The sequence below is a fragment of the Acidaminococcus fermentans DSM 20731 genome (assembly GCF_000025305.1).
Lineage (GTDB): Bacteria > Bacillota > Negativicutes > Acidaminococcales > Acidaminococcaceae > Acidaminococcus > Acidaminococcus fermentans.
This window is the reverse complement of sequence record NC_013740.1, coordinates 708,843-724,346: the sequence shown is the minus strand read 5'-3', so window position 1 is coordinate 724,346 and position 15,504 is coordinate 708,843. Positions and strand designations below refer to the sequence as shown.

The following is a 15,504-nucleotide window of genomic DNA, read 5'->3' as shown; positions in this document are numbered from 1 at the left end:
TTTTTCTTATTTCACCGTATTCCGCAGGGTTCCGATTCCTTCGATGGAACATTCCACCACATCCCCGCTCTTCAGGAACTGGGGCGGATTCAGACCAATGCCGGTACCGGCCGGGGTCCCGGTGGCGATGATGGTCCCGGCCCGGAGGGTCATTCCTTTGCTCAGTTCGCTGATGATGTAGGGGATCCCATGGACCAGGTATTTGGTATTGCTGTCCTGGCGCAGTTCCCCGTTCACCCGGCACTGGATGGACAGGGCCGGCGGGAAGTCGAATTCATCCGCCGTAACGATGCAGGGTCCCATGGGGGCAAAGGTGTCCAGGCTCTTTCCGAAGTACCACTGCTTGTGGGCCACCTGCACGTCCCGGGCGGTTACATCGTTGATGATGGTATAGCCGAACACGTAATCCGCCGCGTCCTTTTCTTCCACATCCTTGGCTTCTTTCCCGATGATCACGGCCAGTTCACATTCATAGTCCAGTTCCTTCACCACATTGAAATGGCCGTCGATGGTGCCCTCCGGATCCACTGTCCGGTCCACCCGTTTGGAGAAGTACACGGGCACCTGGCGCTGTACGATTTTTTCCGGCACGTATTCATCAGGCAGTTCATCGTCGTGGGATTTGTAGTTGATCCCCAGGCAGATAATGTCGTTCCGGGGATGGGTAATGGGCGCCAGGATCTTCACCTGATCCAGAGGAACCGCCCCCATGTCCACCCGGGCAATGGCCAGCAGTTCTTCAAAATCCGTCTGCTGGATCAGATCATACATGGTTTCATACTTGTTGGCCGGGATCACAAATTTCCCGTCTTCGGAAATGATTCCCACCTGTACGTCGTTGTCATATTCGAAGGTTACGATTTTCATGGCGCTCCACTCCCCTGTTCCAGATTGTCCATCCAGAATTTTATAGTCTTATGTATTCATTGTACAATGTTTGTGATAAAATTACCAGTATATGAGGGAAATCTCTCTAACTGTAAACCATAATGTTATAGAAGGGTTTTCTTTTTATAAAGGAGGACGATGCCATGTTTGCCGGGTATCAGCTGGATGACGGCCACGGGGATTACAACCGGAGCTATGAACGGAACTGGGATATCGACTACGCCGACTATTCCACCGACCACAGAGAAAACAACTACCGGAACTACGAATGGAAAGTGCCCAAAAGCAAAAAAGAGCGGGTACGGAACATATTGAACCATTACGAATGAAAAAGGGGCTGCCCATGCGGCAGCCCCTTTTGTCCATTCCCACTGCACAATAAATTGATTCTAATTGGTGAAGTTCCTTTCCATACGGACAAATTCTCTGTTAATTCCCGCATCTGTCTTTACTGTGATAACACTTTGAAAAAATAATGTATGAAGTATACAAAAAACTGTTGACAAGAGCGTGAACAAGTGATAAATTACGTACCATCAACAAGCATCCGATTTGATCACGGCACTTGCACTCAGGTGTCGGATTTTTTACGAAGGAGTGATGATGATGAACGGATTAACGCTTGTGTGTCTTGCCATTGTAATCTTCGTCTGTGCGTACATGTTTTATGGACGCTGGCTGGTCAAGACCTGGGGAATTGAACCGGATGCGAAGACTCCTGCCTATCGCTTCCGGGATGACAAGGACTTTGCTCCCGCTTCCCGTTTCACGGTATTTGCCCATCAGTTTTCTTCCATTACTGGTGCCGGCCCTGTAACCGGTCCCATTATCGCCGCCATGTTCGGTTGGGTTCCTGCATTCTTGTGGATTATTGTAGGCGGCGTATTCTTCGGGGCTGTACAGGATTTCACCGCCCTTTATGCTTCCGTGAAGAACGACGGCAAAGGCATGGGTGCCCTGATTGAAAAATACGTGGGCCATACCGGCTGCAAAATGTTCCTGATGTTCGGCTGGCTGTTCTCCCTCTTGGTCATCGCCGCTTTCTCTGACATTATGGCCAGCACCTTCAACGGCTTCTCCAAGACCGGCGAAATGATGGGTCCCAACGCCTCCGCCGCTTCCATTTCCATGATCTACATTGCCGTAGCCATGGTCTTCGGTGTAGTGACCCGCCGTTTCAACATCCACGGTTCCAAGGAACTGATTCTGGGGATCCTGTGCATGGTGGCCATGGTGAGCCTGGGCATTGCCCATCCCATCTACGCTTCCCGTACCACCTGGCTGTATGTGACCTACGCGTACTGCTTTGCTGCTTCCATCATGCCCATGTGGCTGCTGATCCAGCCGCGTGACTATCTGTCCGTATTCCTGCTGCTTGGGATGATCCTGGCCGGGGTTGTAGGGATTATCGTGGGGAATCCTTCCATCAATATGCCTGCCTTCACCTCCTTTGATGTGGCCGGCAAGCCTCTGTTCCCCATCCTGTTCGTCACCATCGCCTGCGGGGCTGTATCCGGGTTCCATTCCCTGGTTTCCTCCGGTACTTCCTCCAAGACCATTTCCAATGAAAAAGACATGCTGCCTGTTGGCTACGGCTCCATGCTGATTGAATCCACCCTGGGTGTGGTTTCCCTGGTTATCGCCTGCTCCGTGGCTGTAAACGGCCAGCTGCCCAAAGCCACTCCGTTTGCCATCTTCGGCAGCGCCATCGGCGGATACTTCACCATGTTCGGTATTCCCAAATACTACAGCACCTGCATCGTGACCATGTGCGTATCCGCTCTGGCCATGACCACCATCGATGCGGTAACCCGTATCGGCCGGATGATGCTCCAGGAAATCCTGGCTCCGGAAGAAGGCAAGGAACAGGGTTCTGTGGCCAAATTCCTGAGCAACACCTATGTGGCCACTATCGTGACCCTGATCCCCAGCTACCTGCTGTGCCTGGGCGGTTACATGAACATCTGGCCGCTGTTTGGTGCTGCCAACCAGCTGCTCAGTGCTCTGTGCCTGGTTGCCCTGGCAGTATTCCTGAAGATGACCGGCCGGAAGAGCTGGATGCTCTACGTGCCCATGACCTTCATGTTCTTCGTGACCATGAGTGCCCTGTGCCTGTCCATCTATGGCATCTACAAGAAAGCCATGGCCGGCGTGTTCTTCCCCATGGTGGAAGGCCTCCAGCTGGTAGTGGCCCTGTGCCTGATGTTCCTGGCCATCAACGTGGTCCGGAGCTGCACCAAGGAACTGTTCACCGGCAAGGTGGAAGTTGCCGACAAATAACAAAAAGACTGCCCCCGCGGGCAGTCTTTTTTCATCACTCCAACAAAAAGGCGCTGTGAAAAAATCATCCACAGCGCCTTTATTTCGCTTGCGTCAGCTGGCTTCCATCGGCTAGTGACTAGTGACTAGTGACTAGTGACTAGTGACGGGGTGTGAAAAAACATATTTTCACACCCCCTTTTTTACCTCCCCATCATCCGCAGGAACTCCGCTTCGTCCAGGATGGTCACACCCAGGCTCTGGGCTTTGGTGTATTTGCTGCCCGGGTCGGCGCCGGCCACCACATAGTCGGTCTTTTTGCTCACGCTGCCGGTGACCTTGGCTCCCACTTCCTGGGCCATGGTTTTGGCAGTGGCCCGGTCCAGGGTGGGCAGGGTGCCGGTGAACACCAGGGTCTTCCCATAGAAGGGATGGTTCTCGTCCTGGGCCGGTCCGGAGGTCATCTCCATGTTCAGCCCCAGTTCCTTCAGCCGTTCCACATAGGCCTGGTTCATGGGATCGGCAAACCAGGTGACCACGCTTTCCGCAATCACCGGCCCGATGTCCGGTGTCTGGGCCAGGTCTTCCTGATCAGCGGCCATGAGCTTGTCCATGGTTCCGTATTTCCGGGCCAGGGTATGGGCCACCTTGGCCCCCACATGGCGGATTCCCAGGGCAAACAGCAGCTTGTCCAGGCTCTGGTTTTTGCTGGCTGCAATGGCACTCACCAGGTTGTCCGCGCTTTTCGGCCCCATCCGGTCCAGGGTCTCCACCTGTTCCCGGGTCAGCAGGTACAGGTCCCCCGGGTCCTTCACCAGTCCGGCGGCGGTAAGCTGGGCCAGCACGCTGGGCCCGCAGCCGTCGATGTTCATGGCGTCCCGGCTGGTGAAATGGATCAGTCCTTCCCGTCCCAGAGCCGGGCAGTGGGGATTGGTGCAGCGCCAGGCCGCCTCCCCGGCTTTCCGTTCCACCTTCCAGCCGCATTCCGGGCAGGTTTCCGGCATGTGGAATTCCTTTTCTTCCCCGGTGCGCTTTTCCGGCACCACCCGGAGCACTTCCGGGATGATTTCCGCAGCCTTGTTGATGATTACATGGTCCCCGATCCGGATGTCCCGTTCCCTGATGAAATCTTCGTTGTGGAGGGTGGCCCGGCTGATGGTGCTGCCGGAGAGCCGCACCGGCCGGAGCACTGCAGTAGGGGTCAGCACCCCGGTGCGTCCCACCTGGATCACTATGTCTTCCAGCAGAGTCTCCGCCTGTTCCGGCGGGAACTTGTAAGCCATGGCCCAGCGGGGATCTTTGCCGGTGGCTCCCAGGATGTTCTGCTGCCACACGTCGTTTACCTTCACCACCACCCCATCGGTATCGTAGCCCAGGACGGCCCGGCGCTCTCCGTGTTTTTTAATCAGTTCATTGGCTTCCTGGATGGTGTCCACCAGTGTCCGCCCTTCGGTGGTGGTAAACCCGTACTGCTGGAGCATATCCATGGAAGCGTTGTGGGTGGGCAGGTTGCCGGCTCCCACCCCCACGCCATAGGCAAAGAAGGCCAGGGACCGCCGGGCGGTGACCCGGGGATCCAGCTGGCGCAGGGAACCGGCCGCCGCATTCCGGCAGTTGGCGAATTCCTGCTCCCCGGCTTCCTGCCGTTCCTCATTCAGCTTCACGAAAGCCTGCCGGGGCATGTACACTTCTCCCCGCACATCCAGCAGTTCCGGGATTTCTATCCCCGGAATGGGCTTCAGCACCTTGGGGATGTTGGCGATGGTCCGGACGTTTTCCGTGACGTTTTCTCCCACCACTCCGTCCCCCCGGGTAGCAGCCCGGACGAACCGGCCGTTTTCGTAGATGATGCTGCAGGCCAGCCCGTCAATCTTGGGCTCCACCACATACTGGACTTTGACATCCTGAGGCAGCCCTTCATGGACCCGCCGGTCGAATTCTTCCATCTCTTCCGGGGAAAAAGCGTTGGCCAGGCTCAACAGAGGCGTCATATGCCGGACTTCCGTGAACCCGGGCTTGGCATAGCCCCCCACATGCTGGCTGGGAGAATCCGGCGTCACCAGTTCCGGATACTCTGCTTCCAGGGCCTTCAGTTCCCGCATCATGGCGTCGTATTCCGCATCGGTGATCAGGGGATTGTCCTGGACATAATACAAATAGGAATTTTTCTTCATGACAGCCCGCAGCTGGTCGATCCGGGCTGCCGCCGCCTCTTTCGTCATTTCACTCATACTGCACCGCTCCTCAGATCTTCTCCAGGATCTTGTACTTGGTGGCCAGCTGTTTGATACCGCTGCCCGGAAAGGCCACGGTCACCAGCTGTCCTTCGCTGCCGTCGGGACGGGCCTCGATGATGGTCCCCGTACCGAACTTCTTGTGCCGGCATTTGTCCCCGGGACGGAATTCCGGCACCGCTCCTCCTTCCGGCACGAACCGGCTCCGGGGAGCCGGCGTATCCAGGATGCTGCCGCCCCGACTCCGGGCAATGGTCCGCAGGCTGGCATGGGTACCGGTGCTGCCCTGATGGCCCCGCTGGCCCCCGTATCCCCCATAGGTGCTCCGGCGCACTGCCACGTTTTCGATCAGGTTCCGGGGAATCTCCTCCAGGAACCGGGAAGGCGGGTACATGACCACATGGCCGTACACCATCCGGCTCCGGCAGTTGGTGAGATACAGCCGCTTCTTGGCCCGGGTGATCCCCACATAGCACAGCCGCCGTTCTTCTTCCAGTTTGTCCTCGTCTTCCAGGCTCCGCTGGCTGGGGAACAGACCGTCCTCCATGCCCCCGATGAACACCACCGGAAATTCCAGACCCTTGGCGGAATGGAGGGTCATCAGGGTGACGGAATCCTGGGTCAGCTTGGCGTCATCGATGTCCGCCACCAGGGCCACATGGTTCAGGAAGTCTTCCAGGGTCTTGTTGTTTTCCTCCCCGGGATCCTTGGCGAATTCGTCGGCAATCCGGAGGAATTCGTTCAGGTTGTCCAGCCGGCTCTTGCTCTGGTCGGATCCTTCCAGACGGAGGGCTTCCAGGTAACCGGATTTTTCCAATACCTGCTCCATCAGATCCTTCACCGGCAGGGTATCCTTCACCCGGGCCAGTTCCTGGATCATGTCACTGAAGGCCTGGATCTTGGGGAAGGCCCGGCCCAGCAGTTCCCGGGCCTGGACGGTCTGGAGCACTTCCGGCAGGGTCATGCCGCTGTCTTCCAGCAGGGTCCGGACCTTGGCCACCGTGGCTGCCCCGATGCCCCGCTTGGGTTCATTGATGATCCGTTCCAGCCCCTGGATATCCCGTTCGTTGGACAGGAAACGAAGGTAGCTCAGGGTGTCCTTCACTTCCTTCCGGTCGTAGAACTTCAGGCTTCCCACCATTACATAGGGGACCCCGTTGTTGATCAGGTTTTCTTCGAACATCCGACTCTGGGCATTGGTCCGGTACAGGATGGCCATATCCCCCAGTTTGGTTCCTTCCCGCTGGAGCTTCCGGATCTGGCCCACCACGAATTCCGCCTCTTCCCGGTCGTCCCGGGCCTGGTAATAGGCAATGGGCTGGCCGTTGCCGTTTTCCGTCCACAGGTTCTTGGGACGGCGGGCGGCGTTGTGTTTGATCACCTCATTGGCCGCATCCAGGATCACCTGGGTGGACCGGTAGTTCTGTTCCAGTTTGAAGATCCGGGCCTGAGGGTAGTCCTTTTCGAAATCCAGGATGTTGCTGATGTCCGCCCCCCGCCAGCCGTAGATGCTCTGGTCGATATCCCCCACGGCGCACAGGTTGTTTTCCGGTGCGGAGAGCAGCTTGGCCAGCAGGTACTGGACATGGTTGGTGTCCTGATATTCATCGATGAGCACGTAGTGGAACTTGTTCTGGTACTTTTCCCGGACTTCCGGTACGGTCTGGAGCAGTTTCACCGTCAGCAGCAGCAGGTCATCGAAATCCACCGCATTGCTCTGGACCAGGTGCTTCTGATATTCGGCATAGATCTCCGCCACCTTTTTGGCGTGATAGTCCTCCGCCTGCCGGGCAAAGGCCGCCGCGTCCACCTGAGCGTTCTTGGCGTTGGAAATGGTGGCCAGGAGCCCCGGAAGAGGATAGAATTTTTCGTCCAGGTTCAGTTTTTTCAGGGCTTCCTTCAGCACATTCTTGCAGTCGGAGGGATCATAGATGGAAAAAGAAGTGGTGTATCCGGGCAGTGCATTGATATCCCGGCGGAGCAGCTGGTTGCAGAATCCGTGGAAGGTGTACAGCCACACATCCTTTGCGGAAGGCCCCACCAGGGCATCCACCCGCTGGCGCATTTCCTTGGCCGCCTTGTTGGTGAAGGTGATGGCCAGGATGTTCCAGGGCTTGACCCCTTTTTCCAGGAGATAGGCGATTTTGGTGGTCAGGGCCTTGGTCTTGCCGCTGCCGGCCCCGGCCAAAATTAAAATAGGCCCGGCAATCTGACGGACTGCCTCAGCCTGCTGTTCATTCAATGAAGCTAAAAGGTCTCTCATTTTTTCCTCGATTCTATGTTTTATTCCCTAATATTCTAACAGATTCGGTGTTTTTTTGCTATAATAGAAGAATCCTTCAATTGAACCTGTTTGAGAAAGGAAGTTATCAATGGAACAATTCTGCGAAAAAGTTTTCCACCTGAAGGAAAACCACACCACCATGCGGACGGAAATCATCGCCGGGATCACCACCTTCATGACCATGGCCTACATCCTGATCGTGAACCCCTCCATCCTGAGCGCCACCGGCATGGACAAAGGGGCCCTGCTGACGGTCACCGCCATTGCCTCCGCCCTGGGGACCTTCTTCATGGCAGCCTTTGCCAACTACCCCTTCGCCCTGGGACCGGGAATGGGGCTCAATGCCTACTTTGCCTACACAGTCTGCCTCCAGATGGGGAACACCTGGGAAATGGCCCTGTCCGCCGTGCTGGTGGAAGGGATTATCTTCATCATCCTGTCCCTGACCTCCATCCGGGAAGCCATCTTCAACGCCATCCCCATGACCCTGAAACAGGCCATTTCCGTGGGGATCGGTCTGTTCATCGCCTTCATCGGCCTGCTGAACGCCCGGATCATCGTGGCCAACCCGGCCACCAAGGTGTCCCTGTATTCCTTCACCAAATCCGTGGCGGACGGCACCTTCCACAGTGTGGGGATCACCGTGCTGATTGCCCTGGCCGGGATCCTGCTCTCTGCTTTCCTGATCATCAAAAACGTCCGGGGGAACATCCTGTTCGGCATCCTGGGCACCTGGATCCTGGGGATGATCTGCGAAGCCACCGGGCTCTACGTGCCCAATCCGGAACTGGGCACCTTCAGCGTGTTCCCCAACCTGTCCGGGGGACTGGCTTCCTTTGCCCCCATTAATCCGGCGCCCCTGTTCCTCCAGCTGGACTTCTCCCATGTGCTGAGCCTGAACTTCTTCGCCGTGATTTTCGCTTTCCTGTTCGTGGATACCTTCGATACCCTGGGGACCCTGATCGGGGTGGCCGCAAAAAGTGACATGCTGGATGAAGAAGGCCACCTGCCCCGGATCAAGGGAGCCCTCATGGCCGACGCCTGCGCCACCTGCACCGGGGCCCTGTTGGGCACCAGCACCGTGACCACCTTTGTGGAAAGCGCTTCCGGGGTATCCGAAGGAGGCCGCACCGGGCTCACCGCCATTACCGTGTCCGTGCTGTTCCTGCTGTCCCTGTTCTTCTCCCCCTTCTTTATGGCCATCCCCTCCTTCGCCACCGCTCCGGCCCTGGTGATCGTAGGCTTCCTGATGTTCTCTTCCGTGACCAAGATCGACATGGGCGACCTGAGCGAAGCCATCCCGGCCTACATCGCCATCATCGCCATGCCTTTCGCCTACAGCATCTCCGAAGGGATCTCCTTCGGGGTCATCACCTACGTGATCCTGAACCTGCTCACCGACCACAAAGACAAGATCAGCGGCCTGATGTACGTGCTGGCCATCCTGTTTGTGCTGAAATATGTGTTGTTGTAAGACATAAATCAAAGGGGCTGTGAAAAAATGATTCTTCATTTTTTCACAGCCCCTTTTTTATTCCTTCCTCTCCGGCTGGGGCGCCAGCATGATCCGGATGATCTCCTTGTCGGTTTCCTTCATCCCTTCCCGGCCCAGCTGGCTTACGTTCCGGATGGTGGCTTCCACCCCGTTGTTCACGATTCCGTCCCCGCTCTTGAACTCGTTGCCGCTTTTGTACATGGCATAGCCCAGGAGCCCGGCTTCCACGCTGGAAGCAATCTTGGCGGCGCAAGAAGCCTTGGCCCCGTCGCAAATGATCCCGGACACAATGGCCAGGGAATTCACCAGGGTATGGGAAATGGCTTCATACCCTTCCCCGTGGAGATAGGCGATGCCGCAGCCAGCGGCGCACCCGGCGCTGACCGCCCCGCAGTAAGCGGACAGCCGGCCGATGCCGGTCTTTTCGTGGATGGCGATCAGGTTGGACAGCACCAGGGCCCGGTACAGCTTTTCCTTGTCCACATTCAGTTCCTTGGCATATTCGATGACAGGCACCGATACGGTGATTCCCTGGTTGCCGCTGCCGGAATTGATCACCACCGGCAGTTCGCAGCCGTTCATCCGGGCATCGGACCCGGCCGCCGCCTTGGCCACTGCCCGGTTCTTGATGTTGCTGCCGTAGGTCCGCAGCAGCACGGACCCGATGTTGGCCCCGTAGTTCCCCAGCAGCCCCTCTTCGGAAATGGCGCTGTTGCACTGGATCTGGGGATCCAGCATGGGCTTCACGTCTTCCACATCGCAGGTGTTGGCGAAATCCAGGATGTCCCGGATGTTCAGCAGGTTCTTGTCCGCCAGGCCCACTTCTTTGGTTTCATCCTGGCAGCCGGCGCCCCCGTCCTTTTTGGCTTCGTAGACCGTTTCCCCGTCTTTCTGGATCAGCACGATGTTGGTATGGTACTGGGCGATCCGTACCAGAGAGGAATGGTCCCCTTTCAGGAGCTTCACGATAATGTCGAAGATCAGCCCGTTGTCCACCGCTCCCACCTGGATGGGCACGTTTTTCAGGAATTCCTTCATGGCCTGCTTCTGTTCCGGGGTCACTTCCGCAATGACTTCCAGCTGCTTCTCCGATTTGCCCCCTACGATGCCGGCGGCTGCCGCAGCCTGGATGCCTTTCAGCCCGTCGGTATTGGGCACCACCACGCTCTTCACGTTCTTGATGATATTGCCGCTGACCCCGATTTCCACCTTATCCGGCAGTGTACCCAGGATTTCCCGTGCCTTGGCCGCCGCATAGGCGATGGCGATGGGTTCGGTGCAGCCCATGGCCGGCACCAGTTCTTCCTTCAGGATCTGTACATAGGTTCCATATTTTTTATCGGTCTTCTCCATTTTTTCCGCTCCTCTTTTCTTATTTCCGGTTGAAGGTCAGCCGCATCTGATGCCACACCACGTCCCCATGGGTGGAATCAGAAATCCCTTCATCCACAAACCCGAATTTCGCATAATAATGGACCAGCCGGTCCTTGCAGGTGAGCACCACCCCCTGCCGCCCTTCCTTCTGGGCCGCATCGATGAATTTTTCCAGCACCTGGCCGGCCAGGCCCTGTTTCCGGCGATGGGGATCTGTGTCCACCCCGAAGATCATCTGCCAGGCCCCGTCTTCCTGATGCATGTCCGCTTTTTCATACATTTCGTCCGTCAGGTCCGGCTGATCCGTCACCAGGCCGTTTACAAAGGACACCAGCTGATCCCCGTCCCAAAGGAGAAAAAAGTGGTTGGGATAAGCCTTCACCCGCTCCTCGATGGATTCCCGGGTAGCCGCTTCTGCCTGAGGGAAGCAGACGGCTTCCAGATGGGCAATGGCGTCCACGTCCTGGGGTTTTGCACAACGGATTTCCATATCAGTTTTCCTCCTCTTGCTGGTTTCTGTTTTTGTTCTGGAGAATGTCCACAATGGTTTTCTCCGTTCCGTCCCCCGGATTTCAGCGTACAGCGGGTCGCTGTCCCGGAGAGCCAGGTACTGTTTCAGGTCAGCATGGCTGGCCAGGATATCCACGAAATCGATCTCCGCGCCGGCGGCGGCCAGCTGGTTCAGGGCATAGAGGGTGTCAGGGCAGCAGTGGCTGCCGATTACTTTGATCTGCATAATGATTGCTCCTTTATTGTACACTATTGAACAGGAATTCTTCCAGTCATTCTTTGGTTCCGCAGCCACAGCCCCCGATCTGGGCGGCAATGGCAGCTTTTTCCGGATCGGTTTTCCGCTCGGATTTCTTGTCCATCCAGCCTTTGCCTTCCACCATCCGGCTGATCATCATGGAAGCCACCGTATCCCCGGAAGAGTTCAGGCAGGTGGCCATGGGAAGAACAGCATCCGGACCGGGTACCCGGAGAAGCCAATTACGACATCCGGATGTATATGGACATCCTGGACGAGGAGAACATCCAGATCTGCCAGCACACCTACACCGGCCGGATCACCCATTACGGGGCCCTGACCAATAAGGATCTGGCCCAGAAGCTCACCATCTCCAAAGAAGACATCCGCCTGCTGAAGCTGTACAATCTGTTTGTGGTGTTGTAAAAAAGAGGCTGTGAAAAAATGATTTCTCATTTTTTCACAGCCTCTTTTACTCTATTCTATTTGGTGCGGCTGACAGGGCTTGAACCTGCACGTCGTGGACACCAGATCCTAAATCTGGCGCGTCTGCCAATTCCGCCACAGCCGCATTTGGGTATAAAAAATGGTGATCCACCCGGGACTCGAACCCGGGACACCCTGATTAAAAGTCAGGTGCTCTACCAACTGAGCTAGTGAATCACTTGGCTGGGGCAGCTGGACTCGAACCAACGCATGCGGGAGTCAAAGTCCCGTGCCTTACCGACTTGGCTATGCCCCAAAAAGGTAAAAAAAAATATGGGGTGGATAGTGGGGATCGAACCCACGCGTGCCGGAGCCACAATCCGGTGTGTTAACCGCTTCACCATATCCACCATATTTTCTTTAGTGCCGCCATCCGACGACTCACTTATTCTAGCATGGAAAGGCGGAAAGTGTCAATAGCTTTTTTCCACTTTCCGCAGATTTTTTTAGTCGATCCCGGCGAGACTCCGATGGGCCAGGCCTACTCCCAGTTCGTTCAGGTTCAGGACCCCTACGCTCATGTACACGGCCACACAGAGATGTTCCCCATACCGGGCCACCCCGATCTTGCCCCCCACATTGAACCCGATGGCTTTTTCCATCATCTGTTCCAGGGCTTCATGGGCCGCGCCGGCCACGGTGCCGGCTCCCACATGGGTATCGGTGACGATGTTCTGCCGCTCGGCTGCCACCACCGCCCGTTCCACGATTTTTTTGATGGAAGGCAGGAACTCCCCGCCGAAATCCACCGCCGCTGCCCGGAACCCCTGTTCCCGCAGCTGTTCCTTCAGCCGGTCTTCCTCTTCCCGGGTGGCCGTCAGGGCCATCCGCAAAGCCGCCCGTCCCACATCGATGCTTGCAATGGGTCTGTTCATGGTACCACATCCCTTTCTGCCCAGAATACAAGTACTCCTATTATACCAAGATTCCCTTGTCAGGGAAAGCCGGGACTGGTAGAATGAGGGGATAACAAAGGAGGAATACCCCATGTCCGTCATTATGGCAGAAGAACTCCGTGCCGGCCTGATCCTGGGCGACCGGGACAATGACCAGTACCTGTACATGCCCGGAAGCGAAATCGGCAGCGACGACCCTGTATGCATCTTCGAAGAACACGGGAACAAAACCGATCTGCACCTGGCCGAAGCCGTGGAACTGGCCAAACGCCTGACCCTGAAGCCCACAGAGCACCCGGTATATGGAAAAAGGGCCTATTGAAAAAGGGGGCTGTTGCGTATGCAACAGCCCCCTTTTATCTTTCCTCCAACCGCTCCCGGATTGCTTCCAGGAATTCCTCGCTGTTGACCTTCTTTTTGTCCGGCAGGGTGGATACGGCCACCAAATCCCCGGTCATGATTCCTTCTTCCAGGGTCTGGATGGTAGCTTTTTCCAGCCGGTCCGCAAAGTCTGCCAGATCCGTGAGCCCATCCAGCTGGCCCCGTTTCCGCAGGGCTCCCGTCCAGGCAAACAGGGTGGCCACCGGGTTGGTGGAGGTCTTTTCCCCTTTCAGATACCGGTAGTAATGGCGCTGTACCGTGCCATGGGCCGCTTCGTATTCATAGCAGCCGTCCGGAGACACCAGCACGGAAGTCATCATGGCCAGGCTGCCGAAAGCGGTGGCCATCATGTCGCTCATCACATCCCCGTCATAGTTCTTGCACGCCCAGATCATGCCTCCTTTGGAGCGGACCACCCTGGCCACCACATCATCGATCAGGGTGTAGAAATATTCGATACCGGCGGCTTCGAATTTTTCTTTGTAATCAGCGTCATAAATGGCCTGGAAAATATCCTTGAACCGATGGTCATAAATCTTGGACACCGTATCCTTGGTGGCAAACCACAGATCTTCCTTCTGTTCCAGGGCATAGTTGAAGCAGGACCGGGCAAAATTGCTGATGGATTTGTCCGTGTTGTAGACCCCCTGGACAATCCCTGCATCCTGGAAGTCCATAATGGTCCGGCGGGTTTCCTTCCCGTCCGCCCCGGTGACCACCAGTTCCGCCTTGGCCGGGCCCTCCACCCGGATTTCCGTGTTCTTGTAGATGTCCCCATAAGCGTGCCGGGCAATGGTAATGGGCTTTTCCCAGGTGGGGATCAGGGGCCGGATGCCCTTCACCATAATGGGTTTCCGGAACACCGTTCCATCCAGGATGGCCCGGATGGTACCGTTGGGGCTGGCCCACATTTTCTTCAGGTTGTATTCCTTCACCCGGGCTGCATTGGCCGTAATAGTAGCGCATTTCACCGCCACCCCGTATTTTTTCGTTGCCAGGGCCGAATCGATGGTCACCTGGTCGTCTGTATCATCCCGGTGCTTCATCCCCAGGTCATAATATTCCGTTTTCAGGTCCACATAGGGAAGGATCAGGATATCCTTGATCATCTTCCACAGGATCCGGGTCATTTCATCCCCGTCCATTTCCACCAGCGGGGTTTTCATTTGGATTTTATCAGCCATGGGAACACTCCTTTCCAACTGCAAAACAAGCACATCCATATCTGTCCTTATGATACCACAGTCAGGAAAAAAGGAAACATACAAAAAATCCGAGGGCAGGTATCGGATAAATTTATGGGTGGGGAATTCAGTGGTCAGGTGGGCATCTTCTCCCCAATCGCAGGGGGCGCAGGCCCAGCGCTTCGCCAGCCTGGTTGCGTGCCCCCTACAGTTTATGCTGTTTCAAATTCAATTTGCAAAAATTGATTTCCATCAGCTGCTGACCGTTGACCGTTGACAGCTGACAAAAAAAGGGACTGTTGCTCATGCAACAGCCTCTTTTTCTTATCCTTTGAACGCATCCGTCAGCGGCGGTACGATCTGTTTCTTCCGGGACAGCACCTTGGGCAGATGGTAATGCCCGTCGGCTTCGGCCTTGCCGAAGGCTTTGTCCAGGATGTCCTGGTTCTTCCCGGCCCACAGCAGTTCGGTGACTTCGTCCATGATGTCGGTGACCATCAGCAGGCTGGTGTCGGCTTCCCCGCCATCCACCATGGCCTGAAGGGCTTTCTGGAGTTCCGGCCATTTGGCTTTGGCGGCTTCCCCGTTCATCACGTTCACCTGGGCCACAGTGACTTTCCCCTGGGGGAAGTCGAATTCTTTCATATCCCCATGGCAGATTTCTTCAGCGGTCATGGAGTTGATGGCGGAACCGGCCTGGAGCATTTCCAGGGCATAGGCCTGGGGATCAGCGATGCCGGCGATCTTGGCCAGGGCACCAGCAGCTTCCTTGTCCTTTTCCGTGGTGGTGGGGGACTTGAAGTACAGGGTGTCGGAGCTGATGGCAGAGAACAGCAGCCCGGCGATTTCTTTGGGCAGGGTCAGGTTGTTTTCCACAGCCACATTGTACAGGATGGTGGCAGTGCAGCCCACCGGCTGCATCCGGACAAACAGCGGGTTGGAAGTGACGATGCCGCCCAGCCGGTGATGATCGATGATTTCCACCAGATCCGCCTTGTCCAGCCCGTCCACAGCCTGGCTCATTTCATTGTGGTCCACCAGGATGATCTTCTGGCCTTCTTCCACCTTTTCCACCAGTGCAGGAGCGTCCACTTTCCAGTAATCCAGCACGAACCGGGTTTCCGGGTTCACGTTCCCGGCCCGGCAGGCAGTGACCTTTTCGCCCAGCTGGCCCTTGATCCAGGTATAGCTCAGGGCAGAGCAGATGGAGTCCGTATCCGGGTTCTTGTGCCCGGTGATGATGATGTTTTCCATAAAAGCATCTCCTTGTATTTT

General features: G+C 56.4%; 14 protein-coding genes and 4 tRNA genes. 5 read left to right on the top strand and 13 right to left on the bottom strand.

The features are described 5' to 3' along the window. Window positions 1-6 precede the first annotated feature (6 nt). Window positions 7-867 (bottom strand): fumarylacetoacetate hydrolase family protein, encoded by an 861-nt coding sequence (locus tag ACFER_RS03240; RefSeq protein WP_012938002.1) that lies wholly within the window; start codon window positions 865-867, stop codon window positions 7-9. A gap of 164 nt (window positions 868-1,031) precedes the next feature. On the opposite strand from ACFER_RS03240, the gene ACFER_RS03235 reads away from it, so the two are divergent. Further along, entirely contained in the window at window positions 1,032-1,217 is a 186-nt protein-coding gene (locus tag ACFER_RS03235; protein WP_012938001.1) for a hypothetical protein, read from the top strand. A 277-nt stretch (window positions 1,218-1,494) separates the two neighbouring features. After that, the gene (locus ACFER_RS03230) at window positions 1,495-3,168 is read left to right on the top strand and encodes a carbon starvation CstA family protein (protein ID WP_041666090.1); all 1,674 of its coding nucleotides are present in this window, start codon (window positions 1,495-1,497) and stop codon (window positions 3,166-3,168) included. Between the two features lie 182 nt (window positions 3,169-3,350). Here ACFER_RS03230 and ligA read toward each other — a convergent pair whose 3' ends face one another. Together ligA and pcrA are read right to left on the bottom strand one after the other, a co-directional pair. Further along, the gene (gene ligA, locus ACFER_RS03225; protein WP_012937999.1) at window positions 3,351-5,378 is read right to left on the bottom strand and encodes an NAD-dependent DNA ligase LigA; all 2,028 of its coding nucleotides are present in this window, start codon (window positions 5,376-5,378) and stop codon (window positions 3,351-3,353) included. A 13-nt stretch (window positions 5,379-5,391) separates the two neighbouring features. Beyond that, complete coding sequence (pcrA, locus tag ACFER_RS03220; RefSeq protein ID WP_012937998.1) at window positions 5,392-7,644, bottom strand: DNA helicase PcrA; 2,253 nt, start codon at window positions 7,642-7,644, stop codon at window positions 5,392-5,394. Between the two features lie 109 nt (window positions 7,645-7,753). Here pcrA and ACFER_RS03215 point away from each other — a divergent pair, with 109 nt between their 5' ends. Further along, entirely contained in the window at window positions 7,754-9,139 is a 1,386-nt protein-coding gene (locus ACFER_RS03215; protein WP_012937997.1) for an NCS2 family permease, read from the top strand. 57 nt (window positions 9,140-9,196) lie between these two features. Here ACFER_RS03215 and ACFER_RS03210 read toward each other — a convergent pair whose 3' ends face one another. The 3 genes from ACFER_RS03210 to ACFER_RS11530 form a co-directional block, all read right to left on the bottom strand. After that, a complete protein-coding gene (locus ACFER_RS03210) occupies window positions 9,197-10,513 on the bottom strand; it encodes an L-cysteine desulfidase family protein (RefSeq protein ID WP_012937996.1) in 1,317 nt (438 codons plus the stop codon). A gap of 19 nt (window positions 10,514-10,532) precedes the next feature. Beyond that, window positions 10,533-11,024 carry a GNAT family N-acetyltransferase gene (locus ACFER_RS03205; protein WP_041666419.1) on the bottom strand — a complete coding sequence of 164 codons (492 nt, stop codon included), beginning with the start codon at window positions 11,022-11,024 and terminating at the stop codon, window positions 10,533-10,535. A 292-nt stretch (window positions 11,025-11,316) separates the two neighbouring features. Further along, the gene (locus ACFER_RS11530) at window positions 11,317-11,484 is read right to left on the bottom strand and encodes a hypothetical protein (protein WP_187287529.1); all 168 of its coding nucleotides are present in this window, start codon (window positions 11,482-11,484) and stop codon (window positions 11,317-11,319) included. A gap of 59 nt (window positions 11,485-11,543) precedes the next feature. On the opposite strand from ACFER_RS11530, the gene ACFER_RS11525 reads away from it, so the two are divergent. Further along, window positions 11,544-11,708: a hypothetical protein gene (locus ACFER_RS11525; protein WP_012937994.1), complete on the top strand. Its 165-nt coding sequence runs from the start codon at window positions 11,544-11,546 to the stop codon at window positions 11,706-11,708. A gap of 61 nt (window positions 11,709-11,769) precedes the next feature. Here ACFER_RS11525 and ACFER_RS03200 read toward each other — a convergent pair. The 5 genes from ACFER_RS03200 to ACFER_RS03180 form a co-directional block, all read right to left on the bottom strand. Beyond that, a tRNA-Leu gene (locus ACFER_RS03200) sits at window positions 11,770-11,853 on the bottom strand. A 16-nt stretch (window positions 11,854-11,869) separates the two neighbouring features. After that, window positions 11,870-11,945 (bottom strand) — tRNA-Lys (locus ACFER_RS03195). Window positions 11,946-11,948: 3 nt separating this feature from the next. Beyond that, window positions 11,949-12,024 (bottom strand) — tRNA-Gln (locus ACFER_RS03190). A gap of 18 nt (window positions 12,025-12,042) precedes the next feature. After that, window positions 12,043-12,118 (bottom strand) — tRNA-His (locus ACFER_RS03185). Between the two features lie 96 nt (window positions 12,119-12,214). Next, window positions 12,215-12,643 carry a HutP family protein gene (locus ACFER_RS03180; protein ID WP_012937993.1) on the bottom strand — a complete coding sequence of 143 codons (429 nt, stop codon included), beginning with the start codon at window positions 12,641-12,643 and terminating at the stop codon, window positions 12,215-12,217. Window positions 12,644-12,755: 112 nt separating this feature from the next. Here ACFER_RS03180 and ACFER_RS03175 point away from each other — a divergent pair, with 112 nt between their 5' ends. Beyond that, window positions 12,756-12,986: a hypothetical protein gene (locus ACFER_RS03175; protein WP_012937992.1), complete on the top strand. Its 231-nt coding sequence runs from the start codon at window positions 12,756-12,758 to the stop codon at window positions 12,984-12,986. A gap of 34 nt (window positions 12,987-13,020) precedes the next feature. Here the strand turns inward: ACFER_RS03175 and ACFER_RS03170 are convergent, their stop codons facing one another. Together ACFER_RS03170 and ACFER_RS03165 are read right to left on the bottom strand one after the other, a co-directional pair. After that, complete coding sequence (locus ACFER_RS03170; RefSeq protein ID WP_012937991.1) at window positions 13,021-14,229, bottom strand: NADP-dependent isocitrate dehydrogenase; 1,209 nt, start codon at window positions 14,227-14,229, stop codon at window positions 13,021-13,023. A gap of 324 nt (window positions 14,230-14,553) precedes the next feature. Beyond that, window positions 14,554-15,483 (bottom strand): manganese-dependent inorganic pyrophosphatase, encoded by a 930-nt coding sequence (locus ACFER_RS03165; protein WP_012937989.1) that lies wholly within the window; start codon window positions 15,481-15,483, stop codon window positions 14,554-14,556. Window positions 15,484-15,504: the final 21 nt, after the last annotated feature.

Coding starts and splice junctions, on each gene's coding strand:
- ACFER_RS11525 (WP_012937994.1), top strand. CDS start 11,544: ATGGACATCCTGGACGAGGAGAACATCCAGATCTGCCAGCACACCTAC.
- ACFER_RS03240 (WP_012938002.1), bottom strand. CDS start 867: ATGAAAATCGTAACCTTCGAATATGACAACGACGTACAGGTGGGAATC.
- ACFER_RS11530 (WP_187287529.1), bottom strand. CDS start 11,484: ATGGCCACCTGCCTGAACTCTTCCGGGGATACGGTGGCTTCCATGATG.
- ACFER_RS03210 (WP_012937996.1), bottom strand. CDS start 10,513: ATGGAGAAGACCGATAAAAAATATGGAACCTATGTACAGATCCTGAAG.
- ACFER_RS03230 (WP_041666090.1), top strand. CDS start 1,495: ATGAACGGATTAACGCTTGTGTGTCTTGCCATTGTAATCTTCGTCTGT.
- ACFER_RS03175 (WP_012937992.1), top strand. CDS start 12,756: ATGTCCGTCATTATGGCAGAAGAACTCCGTGCCGGCCTGATCCTGGGC.
- ACFER_RS03235 (WP_012938001.1), top strand. CDS start 1,032: ATGTTTGCCGGGTATCAGCTGGATGACGGCCACGGGGATTACAACCGG.
- ACFER_RS03205 (WP_041666419.1), bottom strand. CDS start 11,024: ATGGAAATCCGTTGTGCAAAACCCCAGGACGTGGACGCCATTGCCCAT.
- pcrA (WP_012937998.1), bottom strand. CDS start 7,644: ATGAGAGACCTTTTAGCTTCATTGAATGAACAGCAGGCTGAGGCAGTC.
- ACFER_RS03170 (WP_012937991.1), bottom strand. CDS start 14,229: ATGGCTGATAAAATCCAAATGAAAACCCCGCTGGTGGAAATGGACGGG.
- ACFER_RS03180 (WP_012937993.1), bottom strand. CDS start 12,643: ATGAACAGACCCATTGCAAGCATCGATGTGGGACGGGCGGCTTTGCGG.
- ACFER_RS03215 (WP_012937997.1), top strand. CDS start 7,754: ATGGAACAATTCTGCGAAAAAGTTTTCCACCTGAAGGAAAACCACACC.
- ligA (WP_012937999.1), bottom strand. CDS start 5,378: ATGAGTGAAATGACGAAAGAGGCGGCGGCAGCCCGGATCGACCAGCTG.
- ACFER_RS03165 (WP_012937989.1), bottom strand. CDS start 15,483: ATGGAAAACATCATCATCACCGGGCACAAGAACCCGGATACGGACTCC.